Here is a 13,265-nt window from a genome sequence, read left to right as displayed (position 1 = left end):
ATTTTATTGTAGGGGATGGTAATATTCTTTCAATGTCATAATATGTTATGTTTCTAACAATCTGAAAATGCTATAGATATGAATGAATTGGACTAAATTGAACTATTTTAAATAAAAAATAGTGGTTTTATTTGCACTCATTTGGTTTGTTTTTGATAAAAATCGCACCACATCACGGCAGTGTGACCAGTAAAAATAGTAAGGCTGACAGAATGAAAAATACATTTTCTTCAAAACCTGAATATATTGCGACGACAACATCACAGAGAATTCAAGAGTTAATCCCTTTGGTGTCTAAATCTGAAGCGCGAGTGGCGCAGTTTATCTTGTTAAATCTAGATCAAATTAGCTTTGAAACTGGCGCCTCTATCGCTGAAAAAGCGGCCGTTAGTCAAATTACGGTCAGCCGTTTTTTAAAGAGGGCTGGTTATCAGGGTATCTCAGCACTGAAAGAAGAGCTACAGAAGGAATTTATTCCAATGGAAGTAGGGGAAAGTCAGAGGCTGTCCCCAGATTCTTTTTATAAAGACAATTTGAAACAAGAGTTGAAAAGCATGGTTCGTCTTTACGAGCAATTTGAGACGGAAAATTGGGAGAGCTTGGTAAGTTGCGTTAGTGCCGCAACTCGAGTCTATGTCACGGGGTTTCAATCAATACGAGGCACCGCGGAAGATTTTACTCGACGACTTTCCCTAGCTCGTGATCGGGTGCAGTATCTTTCGCCTCATGATGGCATGTTAGGAGAATGGCTTGAAGATAGCCCGAGGGGTAGGAAGGGCTATGATACTTTAATTATTCTTGACGTCGTTCCTTATGCTTCAGAAGGTCGAAAGCTGTGTGAAGTCGCCGTGGAAAAAGGTATTCAAATTGTAATTATCACTGATGAATTTTGCCATTGGGCGGGTGAGTATAATGCCCATGTTATTTATGCAAAATCTAAGTCAGGGCTGTTTTTAGAGTCGACTTGGGGACTTGCTTTAACAACCAATATGCTAGTGGATGCCGTATCTAGACGAAGCGTGAATAGTGATATCCGAATTAAGCGATGGCAGGAAATGGCGAAACGTTTTGCTCTTTTTTAAGTTAAAAAAAGACCGGCCTAAGCCGGTCAAACGTTCAGAGAGTGTTAGGTGGTATTATTCCCAAGAGCGAATTAAATCGTCATAAGAAACAGTAACACCTTGTGGTTTTTCGTTCGCCAATTTTGGTTTTGGTGAACCTGGTTGAGCCAACCAGTAAGCTTCGTCACGCGGTTCGTTCAGTTTTGGTCCACATAGAGGCTGTACGTTAGCGCGCTCTAGACGTTGCATTACTTTATCCTGTGCCGCAGCTAGACCATTCAAGGCTTCTTGAGGCGTCGCTTCGCCACTGGCTGCTTGAGAAATGTACTGCCACCAAAGCTGAGCTAGCTTAGGATAATCTGGTACGTTAATCCCAGTTGGAGACCATTCTTTACGAGCAGGTCCTTTGTAGAATTCAACCAAACCACCCAGTTTAGGCGCCGCGGCGGCCATTTCTGGAGAGTTAATGTCAGATTCACGAATAGGGGTTAAACCAACCAAAGTTTTTTGCAGTGAAACCGTTTTTGCTGTGGTGAACTGGGCGTACAACCAAGCGGCTAGACGACGGTCTTCAGGCGTAGAGTTCATGAAAGTCCAAGCACCAACGTCTTGATACCCTTTCTTCATGCCTTCTTCCCAGTATGGCCCAACCGGAGAAGGAGCCATGCGCCATTTCGGTGTGCCATCTTCGTTTACAACAGGAAGCCCTTTAGTTGTCATATCAGCGGTAAACGCGGTGTACCAGAAAATCTGCTGAGCCACGCCACCTTGAGCTGGTACTGGACCAGATTCAGAGAAGGTCATACCTTGCGCTTCTGGCGGCGCATACTTACGTAACCATTCAACGTATTTAGTCGTGGCATAAACCGCTGCTGGACCATTTGTTGCACCACCACGCGAGACGCTTGAACCAACAGGTGAGCACGCATCTTTGATACGAATACCCCATTCATCTACAGGCAAACCATTTGGTGTGCCTTTATCACCAGCACCCGCCATAGAGAACCAAGCATCAGTAAATCGCCAGCCTAGAGATGGGTCTTTTTTACCATAATCCATGTGACCGTATACTGGCTCACCATCGATGGTTTTGACTTTATCTGTGAAGAATTCCGCAATATCTTCATAAGCGGACCAGTTTACTGGTACGCCTAGCTCATAGCCGTAAATGGATTTGAATTTTTCTTTTAAATCAGCACGGGCAAACCAATCTGCACGGAACCAATAAAGGTTAGCAAACTGTTGCGTTGGCAATTGGTACAACTTGCCATCTGGGCCTGTGGTGAAGTCCAAACCGATAAAATCAGCTAGATCAAGAGTTGGCGAAGTAAATTCTTTACCGTCGCCTTGCATCATGTCAGAAATTGGTACCACTTTACCGTAACGAAAATGCGTACCGATCAAGTCAGAATCGTTGACGTAAGCATCATAGATGTTACGACCAGACTGCATTTGCGTTTGCAGTTTTTCGACCACATCACCTTCTTGAATCAGGTCATGGTTAACCTTGATGCCGGTGATTTCTTGGAAGGCTTTAGCTAATACTTGAGACTCGTATTTGTGTGTTGTTAACGTTTCAGACGCGACATTGATTTCCATGCCACGGAATTTTTTCGCGGCTTCAGTAAACCAGTGCATTTCGTCAAGCTGTTGTTGCTTGCTGAGTGTTGAAACGGTGAATTCTGAATCTACCCATTTTTCTGCTGCGTCAGAATATGCATCTGCCCAAATATTGGCAGAGTGCAACATAACAGCAAAGGGCAAGGCGGCTAGTGCAATTTTTTTCTTATTGTAGTGCATGTTTTACCTCAACTAAGTTTGGTTTTTTATGTTTGGCTTCCGTGCCAGATATTCCATCGTTCTTATTGATAAGTTCGACAGATAAGGACGCTGACTAGCCCCAGCGCATTAGGATGATCATCCAGAATGCACACAGGACAGTTGCCACCGCGATGTTCACATCCGTTAACGCAACGAATGCAAGGTGGATAAAAGCACTGCTAAGCAGGCCGATGAATAAACGATCACCGCGGGTGGTTGCTAGTGGCAAAAAGCCACGACGTTCCACACAAGGTGAGATGATTTGCCAGGTGGTCATACCGACCAAGATCACAGCGATGCCCATAAAGAACAGGGCTGTAGGTAATGTCCAAGACATCCAAGCCATAATAATTCTCCTTACACTCGACCAAGGGCGAAGCCCTTCGCGACATGGTTACGAACGAAATAAATGACCAACATACCCGGTAGGATGGTTAACACACCTGCAGCAGCGAGTAGTCCCCAATCCATCCCTGAAGCAGAGACAGTACGTGTCATAATGGCAGCAATGGGTTTGGCTTCGACAGACGTTAATGTCCGTGCTAAAAGCAGCTCCACCCAAGAGAACATGAAACAGAAGAACGCGGTCACCCCAATGCCTGAACGGATCAAAGGAATAAAGATTCGCACGAAGAATTTCGGGAAGGTATAGCCATCGATATACGCGGTTTCGTCTATTTCACGAGGTACACCGCTCATAAAGCCTTCTAGAATCCATACGGCTAATGGTACGGTGAAAATACAGTGTGCTAGCGCGACAGCGATGTGGGTATCGAATAAGCCTACAGACGAATAAAGTTGAAAAAATGGTAGTAAAAATACCGCTGGTGGCGCCATACGATTTGAAAGCAACCAGAAAAACATGTGTTTATCGCCAATGAACTTATAGCGACTAAAAGCATAAGCGGCAGGCAAAGCCACCAATAAGCTAATCACCATGTTCATGGATACGTAAAAAATCGAGTTAACGTATCCCATATACCAAGTAGAGTCGCTAAAGATTTTAGCGTAATTTTCCAAAGTGAAATCAGCTGGAAAAAAAGACAAGCCACTCAGTATTTCAGTATTGGTTTTAAACGACATATTGATTAGCCAATAGATTGGCAAAAGCAATAAAACCACGTAGAGAACCAGTCCAAATCGGCCACGAGTATTGGCATTGCGAGCTTTACGCTCCGCTCGGCTATACACAGGAGCTTGTTCTTTAGCTGGTTTATTATGTGACATTGTTGATTGCGTCATGATCCGCTCCTATTTGTCTTTTTGCATGTTCATGATGGTGGTGTAGAACACCCAGCACACGAGCAAGATAATTAAGAAGTACACCAGCGAGAATGCCGCCGCTGGACCCAGATCAAATTGACCAATGGCTTGTTGTACCAAGGACTGACTTAAAAAAGTGGTTGAGCTACCAGGACCTCCGCCAGTGAGTACGAAAGGCTCGGTATAAATCATGAAAGAGTCCATAAAGCGTAGTAGCATACCGATGACTAATACATTGGCCAGTTTAGGCAATTGGATATAGCGGAATACTGCCCAACGAGACGCTTGGTCGATTCGCGCTGCTTGGTAATACACTTCTGGAATGGCTCTTAAACCTGAGTAGCACAACAACGCAATCAGCGGAGTCCAATGCCAAACATCCATTAACACTACTGTCAGCCAAGCGTCAGTTGGGTTAGAAGAATAGTTATAGTCGAGACCTAAACCATTCATAAATGCACCGAACAAGCCAATATCAGCACGGCCAAATATTTGCCAAATAGTGCCAACCACGTTCCATGGAATCAGCAAGGGAATCGCCACAAGAATCAATGCCAAAGACGCGCCTCTACCTTTCGTCGGCATCATCAAGGCCACACAAATACCCAGTGGTACTTCAATGATTAGAATGGTGAAGGAGTAGATAAATTGGCGCAGCAGAGCTTCATGCAAGCGACTGTCTAACATCACTTGTTTAAACCACTCAGTGCCAACAAAGTAGCGAGTGTAAGGGTCAAAAATATCCTGTACCGAATAATTTACCACTGTCATTAAAGGAATAATGGCAGAGAAGGCAACGATTAGGAAAACAGGCATAACAAGGAACCAAGCCTTGTTGTTTTCAACTTTAGTTTGCATGGTCGGTCTCCTTATTCATGTCGTCTTCGCTAGAATGAGCCGTTAAGTCAACGAGATATTCATCCACGTAAACTTTGGTCCATTGCTCAGGAAAGCTCACATAGATTTGTCCAGAAGGCACTTTTTGATCTTCGCTGAGACGTGCTTTCATCACTTTTCCATGGAATAAGAAAGACAGAATCTTGTAAGTGCCAAGGTCTTCCACGTAATCTACGTCGACAGGAAAAGCGTCATCATTTTTGCCATCCCATACATGAACAAATTCGGGACGAATTCCTAAGGTAACCTTGTTGGCACCCATGTTTTTCAATCGTGCTAACATGGAATCGCTAACGGAAATTTCATGATCGCCAAACATCAGTGCTTCTTTTTCGCCTTGGCTTTTTAGCTCAGCTTCAAAGAAGTTCATTCCTGGGCTACCGATAAAGTAACCAACGAAGGTGTGGGCTGGGTTTTCAAATAATTCACGTGGCGTACCAAACTGGACGATTTGTCCGTTGTACATCACGGCGATTTTATCGGCAAAAGTAGAGGCTTCGAGCTGATCGTGTGTCACATACACCATGGTGATGTTGAACTGCTCATGGATTTGCTTGAGCTTACGGCGCAGCTTCCATTTCAATTGAGGGTCGATCACGGTGAGTGGCTCATCAAACAGAATGGCCGATACATCGTCACGAACCAATCCACGCCCCATAGATACTTTTTGCTTTTGGTCTGCTGATAAGCCTTTGGCTTTGCGCTTCAATTGCTCAGACAATTCTAGAATCTCGGCGACTTCGTAGACTTTTGATTTCACCTTGTATTCTGGTACACCAATATTACGCAGTGGAAAAGCCAAGTTATCAAACACCGTCATGGTGTCGTACACCACAGGGAACTGGAACACCTGAGCAATGTTGCGTTCTTCAGGTTTCAATTCGTTGACGCGTTTACCATCGAACAAAACTTCACCGTTGGATGGTTTTAGCAAACCGGAGATAATGTTCAGTAGTGTCGATTTTCCACAGCCAGATGGTCCAAGCAGAGCAAAGGCACCGCCTTGCTCCCACACATGCGTCATTTCACGAATGGCGTAATCTTCGGGCTTGGTTGGGTTTTCTGTATAAGTATGCGCTAGCGCATTTAACGTGATAGAAGCCATGATTATTGGTCCCTCATTCGCGCTGGGGAGTGCACCATTTTGCCTTGAGCGTCAAAGGCGTAAAGCTTGTGCGTTGGGAAGTAGACTTTAATTTCTTGGTCTACTTGATAGGCATGAACCCCAGATAAATGCAGCACTAAATCAAAATGTGGGTTGTGGACATGCAAGAAGGTTTCTGAGCCGCTGATTTCTGCTAAGTCAACACGCACAGGTAGTTCTAAATCATCGTCAGAATGAGGAACTAAGCCAATATGCGAGGCTCTTACCCCAAATTGATAGTCGCCTGGTGTTAAGCTACGCAAGTCGCTGTTTAGTCTAAAATGTACCGTGTCATCAAAAGTAACTTCTTCTTCACTGACACGGCCTGGAACCACATTGATAGGTGGCTCAGAGAACATTTCGGCGGTAATAATATCTTTAGGTTGGTGGTAAACCTCAGCTGTAGGCCCCATTTGTAATAGTCGACCTTCGTTCAAAACCGCAGTGTTGCCGCCTAATGCGAGTGCTTCGTTTGGTTCTGTGGTGGCGTAAATAGCAATACAGTTACGCACTTTGAATAAAGCACGCAGTTCTTGGCGAAGCTCTTCACGTAATTTGTAATCAAGGTTAACCAGAGGCTCATCGAACAAAATGATTTGCGAGTCTTTCACCAAGGCTCTCGCCATTGCTGTTCGCTGCTGTTGTCCGCCAGACAATTGTAGCGGCAAGCGATCAAGAAATGGATCGATACGTAGCATTTGAGCGGTTTCTCGCACGCGACGATCGACTTCCGTTTCATCCATTTGAGCCAAACGGAGTGGCGAAGCAATGTTTTCGTATACGGTAAGGTTGGGGTAATTGATGAACTGTTGATACACCATAGAAATGTTGCGTTCGCGAACGGCTACACCCGTTACGTCCACCCCATTCATGAGTATTTTTCCTTTGGTCGGCCGATCTAGGCCAGCCATGAGTCGCATAAGCGTGGTTTTACCAGACAATGTGCGTCCAAGTAAAACGTTGAAAGAGCCTGGTTCTAGGGTCAAATTGACATCATCGATCCAAGTCTCGCCTTCAACAACGCGCGATACATTCTGCAGCGTCAGAGACATTGTACGTACCTTTTTGTTGTTATTATTTTTGAGGATGAAACACAACGGTGGTTCTAAATGTGTTGAGTAAAAACCTCTTCATTATTTGGCCTGTTCTCTTAACTGTGTTGCGTAAGTGCAAAAGTGAACATGCCTTGATGAATAAATACATTACAAAACTCATGCCAAAAATATTTTTATACTTTTTGTTGTTTTTAACTTTATGATATATATAGTTTTTTAATGTATTTTAGCTATATTTAAGAGACTTTCATTTTCGAACAAGGACTGTTCACGACTGTTCAAAGTGTTTACAGTTACTTCAACACAATGAACATTTCGTGCACAGTCTGGTATTTGCCTTGTTGTGCTGGAGCTGGAAATGCAAGAAGAAGAACAAAAGCAACGAGCCTTTCACGCATTAGTGGATGAAGATTCGACACAGGATTCTAGCCTGTCTCAGACTCACAAAGAGCGTATTCAAGCGTCGTGGTACCGTTGTGAACAATTTGGCTTAGATCACAGTAGTCGCCCAGACTTTGCGACGCTACCCAGAGGGACGTTAAGCGATCTGGTCGATCAACATCGTAGCTTGCTGGAAACCACTGAAAACGAAGTGCTGCCGTATTATGAGAACATCCTGAGTAATTCGGCTTGTATGATTGTTTTAGCAGATCGACAGGGACACGTACTAAATACCTGGGGGCAGCCTCGTTTTGGAAGTGCGGAAGAGCACGGTTTAGTTGGTGGTAACCAATGGACCGAAATGGGGGTTGGTACCAATGCCATTGGTACGGCACTGATTACAGGCGAAGCCATTCAAGTCGGCCGTGATGAGCACTTTCTTCGAGCCAACCGTTTTATGGTTGGGTCCGCTTCGCCTATCTATAACACCAAGAACGATTTAGTTGGTGTATTAGACATTTCCTCAGATGCGTATCTTCCGCAAGATCATACTTTTGGCATGGTCAAGCTTATGTCTTTGAGTGTGGAAAACCGCTTGATATTTTCCGCTTTCCAGCAAGAGCATTTTATTCTTAGTTTTAATACCAATGTGGTCAGTTTAGACAGTCATTGGTCTGGTATTTTAGTGCTTGATGAAAATGGCACCATTGTGTCCGCTAACCGTCGAGCTGAAGTGGTTTTAGCTCGGGATTTAGCATTGCTCAATATTAATCAAGTTTTTGATATCGAAATGCGCGAAATTAAACATCATCCCTTTAGTTTACCAATGAAATTGATTGCCATGGGACGTTATCAATTTTATGTCAAAGTCATTCCGCCAGTGCAGCAAATTATGCGCGTACCAGATTTTCGGCAACGTGCTGATTATGTCGCTCCTTCTCAGACGGAAACCCTTGTTATGAAAGAAAAAAATCCGCCTACTGAAAAAATAATTAAAGCGGAAAAAGCGTCTATTAAAACCATACCTGATAATGTAATCCCATTGTCAGAACTGCAGCATGGTGATGAGCGAGTAGAACGTTTAGTGCGTCAAGCTCACAAGATTATGGAGAAAGACATTCCTATCTTAATTCATGGTGAAACCGGTGCCGGGAAAGAAATTTTTGTGCGTAGTTTGCATTATCATAGCTCGCGCGCCAAAGAGATGTTGGTAGCGGTAAACTGCGCCGCTATTCCTGCGGAACTGGTTGAGTCTGAACTTTTTGGTTACGAAAAAGGGGCTTTTACAGGGGCTCAAAACAGAGGCTCAATTGGATTAATTCGTCGCGCTCATCATGGCACCTTGTTCTTGGATGAAATAGGTGAAATGCCAATGGCAGTACAATCGCGTTTGTTGCGTGTTTTGCAAGAAAGGGTGGTTACACCTCTGGGTTCAACAGAAGCGTTTCCGGTCGATATCAAACTGATTTCAGCCACCAATCGCATCTTAAAAGACGAAGTTAAAGAAGGGCGCTTTCGACAAGATTTATATTATCGAATTTCGGGCTTGAACATAGAATTGCCAGCATTACGGGAACGATTGGATAAAGGCGAGTTGATCCAATATTTGCATAACCGCCTACGAAAAGAAGAGCCAGGCCCACCGTTATCGGACTCGATGGTCGCCCTTTTAGTAACCCATCCTTGGCCTGGAAATATGCGCCAACTGGCTCATGTACTAAAAGTCGGCATGGCCATGGCGGATGAAGAAGTCTTGGAAGAATGGCATTTACCCGATGATTTTTTTGATGATCTTGAGGCAGTGACTCCCTCGGACTATTCAACACAATCAAGTGCAACAGGCGAGGAAGAAGAGCCACTGGAAAAACTGATTCCTCGGTTATTGAGTGAGTTTAAGGGGAATGTTTCGCAAACGGCGAAAAGTGCTGGTGTTAGCCGAAATACAGTTTATAAATACGCTAAATGAAAAGACGAAAATTATTTAATGTAGAGAATTGTAATGGTTGATGAGTCAACACCCAGTCTTGAATAGGCTTGAATAGCTTATTTTTTCAGAGTTTTAAGCGTGGCTATATCTCGTTAATTAAGTTCTCATGGTTTTCTATTACAAATTTAATATATTTTTATTCTCGTAACTTGCTATAAATATAGAACACTCCAGCAAGAATATTGGACGTTCTATGACCCAAAAATTAAAGGCGCAGCTAACAGTCTTGATCAACCTGCTTTTGTTAGTATTTTTTGCCACCTCTGTTTTTTTTATAGGCAATGCATGGCAGCAACAAAGAGAGCGAGAAACCAGAGAACAAGAGCAGCAGCGCTACTTTGTTCAAGTAGAAGGTTATCTTCAGGAAATTACGTCATTTATTTCTTCCATTTCAAACCATTATACGGGCGATTGTCCTCGCCGTTTTGTGCTATTGATGCGCAAAGAGCTTTTTAATATCCCTGGAGCTATTGAGTTTGGTGTTATCGAAAAAGACGGTGATCGTGGTGTAGTTGTGTGTAATTCTTGGGGCGATGATGACAGGGTGGAAGTTAGGGTTCCTAAACCTCACGATGGCTTTTTAATAACGGGTCCACATATGATTAACTCACTTGAAATGCCTATTTTTGTTATTAAAAAGTCCATCGAAAACTTTGAATTCAATGTAATTATTAAAAAAAGCAGTGTGGATGTATTCTTTAATAACAGTTCACATATGACTGTGTCCGGTGACGAGACGTCGACGGGTGAAAAGTACCGTACCTCTGAGGTGCTTGATAATTTAGCTTATTATGTTTCCCCGCTCTCCACTGACAAAAAATATCATGAGTATTTCATTCCTATTACATTGCTTTTATTCATTATTGCCTATTTTTTATTCACGCCTCAATTAATCAGAGCGATCGATAAAATTATGTTAAGGCGACGAATTACAAACCACTATTATTACAATGAATACCAGCCTGTTGTGGACACAAATCAAGACAAAGTATTTTCAATTGAAGTGTTTTTAAGAAGCCGAGACGACGTCAATGTAAAAGACACAATCGCAAAAATGAAAAGTTTGGATTTGAGTATTGATCACACTATTTTTCAAATTCGCCAAATCGAATTGAATTTTTCAAAAGACTTTATTGCACAAAATAACTTCCAAGTGAACATTTCTAGCTTGCACCTTAAGAGTGTATTTTTTGTTGACCACATATTGCAACTAGAAGACTTAACCTGTTCTAGTTTGATCCTTGAAGTAACGGAAGATGAAAACTTAATGCTGGAAAAACAGACGATTAAAGAGCACATGAAAATATTGAAAGCATTAGGCTGCCGTTTTGCGATTGATGACTTTGGTATTGAGTACTCTGGTTTGTCTTATATTTCAGAATTTGACTTTGATATCGTCAAAACGGATAAAATTTTCATGGGGAAAAGCGATCAAAATACTGCGATTCTAAAGTCCATAATCGCGTTTTGTAATGAGCTCAATATTGATTGTATTGCCGAAGGCATTGAGACAGAAAAAGATAAGGATGAAACAAAACGAATCGGTATTCATCTTCATCAAGGGTGGTACCATGGTTGTCCAATGAGCGCCGAAAAAATAGTGGCTTATAGAGGCAGTATGTGACAATAGACCAATATATCGGATAGGCATGCTGTCAACTAACCTATTAGTAGGATTCATTTCCATCTTGAATAGGTCATAGTCAGCGAGATCTGGTTGATTATAAAAACACTCTTATTGAATAAATTAGAGTGTTTTTTTTACGTATTCTTTATCGTCCTCTGGGCGGTTGTCCTCCAGAGTGACTCCTTGAGGGAGAATGATCACCAAAGGTGCCATTTGGCGACTGTCCAAACGGGTCTCGGTTGCCTTGCGAAGGTGAAAAGCCGCCGTTACTCCATTGCTCGAAGGGATTGCTGCGATCATTTTGTTGCGGCGTAGCTTCATTAAAAAATGAGGAGCGGGACGGAGTATCAAGCTGCTCTCGCTTGATAGCGTTTTGTGGCTCTATAGTTTTCCTAAAGGTGCTTGGCGAGTATTCCACACTTTCTGAAAATTGAGGGCTACGCTTTTCAACAATGTAGTGTGTACTTTGGTTCGAAAACGGGATGTCTCTATGGTAATAAATTCGTGTTAAGCGATTGCCATATTCTGTGTAGACTCCTGCTAAGGTGATTATTTCACCGCTTTTTGCATCAAGTACATCGGCTGGCAGAGCGTTATTGCCAATTGTCCATTTATCGTTTTTGGAGAGCACAATAGGCGCGCTGACTTTCCAGGTGTTATCGTCGTTTGCTGCGACAATATCGGTGGCGTAAAACACGTTACTATCAAAATAACCGCTGACTTTGACATAGTCATCCTGTGTAAGTTTTGGCCATGAACCTGGTATATTCGGATCTTTCATGATGTTGACGCCTTGGATGTTCCATGTCTGGTCGGCATTTTGTTTTAGCCTTCCTACTAAAGAGTGATCAATTAAAATAGTCTTGGCTTGCCACGTCCCCGATTTTTGAGAAGCGAGCACTTGGACTTGTTGTCCCACTCGTAATGATGAACCTTTAGTGTTTTGACCATCCATTTTAATATCAGTGTCGTGACTAAATTCGATTTCTAAACCATTTACCCAAATACTACCAAACGCAGTAATGGTACCTATCACAGCTGTGCCGCCAATACCTCGGTCGTCACTGTTTGCGTATTTTCCTGTACCGCCCATACCTCTCTCATCAGAGTCTGAGTATTTGCCTGTGCCACCTATACCTCGGTCATCATGAGCCCATAAAAGTGATACGCAAGTAATAAAAATAACCAATGCGGCTATTAATTTAGTCATTCTGAGTATCCTCAGTCTGATAAAAATATGTTCCTAAAAGAAAACGGTATTGGCCTTTTAGCCCTGCATCGTCTTGTTTTGCTAATGCTTGAGCACGTTTGTTGATGCGAATTAACAAAGCTTTGCTTTCGTCATCTGCAAGTTTTCGAAGCGCGATAATAGAGTCTTCGCTGAGGTGGTTATAGAAAACCGAACGTTCGGGCAATGGTGTTTTTTCTGAGCGGATGTTGTGCTCGCAAGTGGCTATGTGGTCTGCCGTATTTCGGGCAAAAAAGGCCATTTTAGTGGCCATGTCTTCCGTTGGAAATAACGCATCCATCATTAAACGGTAACCTTTTTCATCTCCTTGGATAAGGCCGCGCTGTAACCAATCGTCCAATACGGTACGAGGGCGAATGTCTGAGCTGACTGCATACACTAGGGACTCGAAAGATGGTGCCCCGGTTCTTGGTAGCAAAAGGGGATCACCTTGTGCATCAAGGAATTGAGAATCGCCCATCCATAAACTTAATAAACGTGAGGTAAGTGATACTTTTTCGTTTTTATCACCGTCTAATTCGGGCGTATCGGTGAGTCTCTTGACGTCTTTTCTGTGCACCCCGCTGATCACGCTGATACGACTTAGAGTGATGCGTTCTTTATTGCTCTTCAACTCTTTTTGTACTTCTTCCACATACGCGCGTTTGAGCATATCAGCGAACTCTGGAAAGGTAATACCTTGACGCACCACCAGCCTGACCAACGAAGACAGCACTTTGTAGAGCGCGTTGCGAATAAGTTGCTTGGCATCATTGCTAGTTGACGGTTTAGACATAGAAA

At 43.1% G+C, this 13,265-nt stretch carries 11 protein-coding genes; 3 read left to right on the top strand and 8 right to left on the bottom strand.

The window, feature by feature from the left end; all coding sequences use genetic code 11:
- The first annotated feature begins 212 nt into the window (after nucleotides 1-212).
- A complete protein-coding gene (locus tag DFP80_RS07180; RefSeq protein WP_113916126.1) occupies nucleotides 213-1,082 on the top strand; it encodes a MurR/RpiR family transcriptional regulator in 870 nt (289 codons plus the stop codon).
- A 54-nt stretch (nucleotides 1,083-1,136) separates the two neighbouring features.
- Here the strand turns inward: DFP80_RS07180 and DFP80_RS07175 are convergent, their stop codons facing one another.
- The 6 genes from DFP80_RS07175 to DFP80_RS07150 all read right to left on the bottom strand — a co-directional run bounded on the left by DFP80_RS07175 (nucleotide 1,137) and on the right by DFP80_RS07150 (nucleotide 7,238).
- Complete coding sequence (locus tag DFP80_RS07175; protein ID WP_113916125.1) at nucleotides 1,137-2,861, bottom strand: ABC transporter substrate-binding protein; 1,725 nt, start codon at nucleotides 2,859-2,861, stop codon at nucleotides 1,137-1,139.
- A gap of 94 nt (nucleotides 2,862-2,955) precedes the next feature.
- Nucleotides 2,956-3,228 carry a DUF2160 domain-containing protein gene (locus tag DFP80_RS07170; protein ID WP_113916124.1) on the bottom strand — a complete coding sequence of 91 codons (273 nt, stop codon included), beginning with the start codon at nucleotides 3,226-3,228 and terminating at the stop codon, nucleotides 2,956-2,958.
- 11 nt (nucleotides 3,229-3,239) lie between these two features.
- Nucleotides 3,240-4,124 (bottom strand): carbohydrate ABC transporter permease, encoded by an 885-nt coding sequence (locus DFP80_RS07165; protein WP_175020606.1) that lies wholly within the window; start codon nucleotides 4,122-4,124, stop codon nucleotides 3,240-3,242.
- A 9-nt stretch (nucleotides 4,125-4,133) separates the two neighbouring features.
- Complete coding sequence (locus tag DFP80_RS07160; protein WP_113916123.1) at nucleotides 4,134-5,003, bottom strand: carbohydrate ABC transporter permease; 870 nt, start codon at nucleotides 5,001-5,003, stop codon at nucleotides 4,134-4,136.
- On the bottom strand, nucleotides 4,993-6,147 hold the full coding sequence (locus tag DFP80_RS07155) for an ABC transporter ATP-binding protein (RefSeq protein WP_113916122.1): 1,155 nt from the start codon (nucleotides 6,145-6,147) through the stop codon (nucleotides 4,993-4,995). The genes DFP80_RS07160 and DFP80_RS07155 overlap by 11 nt, the downstream gene beginning before the upstream one ends.
- 2 nt (nucleotides 6,148-6,149) lie before the next feature.
- Nucleotides 6,150-7,238 (bottom strand): ABC transporter ATP-binding protein, encoded by a 1,089-nt coding sequence (locus tag DFP80_RS07150; protein WP_113916121.1) that lies wholly within the window; start codon nucleotides 7,236-7,238, stop codon nucleotides 6,150-6,152.
- Between the two features lie 361 nt (nucleotides 7,239-7,599).
- Between DFP80_RS07150 and DFP80_RS07145 the strand changes: the two genes are divergently transcribed.
- Entirely contained in the window at nucleotides 7,600-9,588 is a 1,989-nt protein-coding gene (locus DFP80_RS07145; RefSeq protein ID WP_113916120.1) for a sigma-54-dependent Fis family transcriptional regulator, read from the top strand.
- A 214-nt stretch (nucleotides 9,589-9,802) separates the two neighbouring features.
- Nucleotides 9,803-11,233, top strand: a complete 1,431-nt coding sequence (locus DFP80_RS07140) for an EAL domain-containing protein (protein WP_113916119.1) — start codon at nucleotides 9,803-9,805, stop codon at nucleotides 11,231-11,233.
- 148 nt (nucleotides 11,234-11,381) lie between these two features.
- Here DFP80_RS07140 and DFP80_RS07135 read toward each other — a convergent pair whose 3' ends face one another.
- Nucleotides 11,382-12,446: a DUF5666 domain-containing protein gene (locus tag DFP80_RS07135; protein ID WP_113916118.1), complete on the bottom strand. Its 1,065-nt coding sequence runs from the start codon at nucleotides 12,444-12,446 to the stop codon at nucleotides 11,382-11,384.
- Nucleotides 12,439-13,260 (bottom strand): DUF6502 family protein, encoded by an 822-nt coding sequence (locus DFP80_RS07130; protein ID WP_113916117.1) that lies wholly within the window; start codon nucleotides 13,258-13,260, stop codon nucleotides 12,439-12,441. Before DFP80_RS07130 ends, DFP80_RS07135 begins: the two co-directional genes overlap by 8 nt.
- Nucleotides 13,261-13,265: the final 5 nt, after the last annotated feature.

It is taken from the genome of Marinomonas rhizomae, assembly GCF_003315485.1.
Lineage (GTDB): Bacteria > Pseudomonadota > Gammaproteobacteria > Pseudomonadales > Marinomonadaceae > Marinomonas > Marinomonas rhizomae.
Note: the sequence above shows the minus strand (reverse complement) of the source record. Positions and strands in the feature narration are given on the sequence as shown.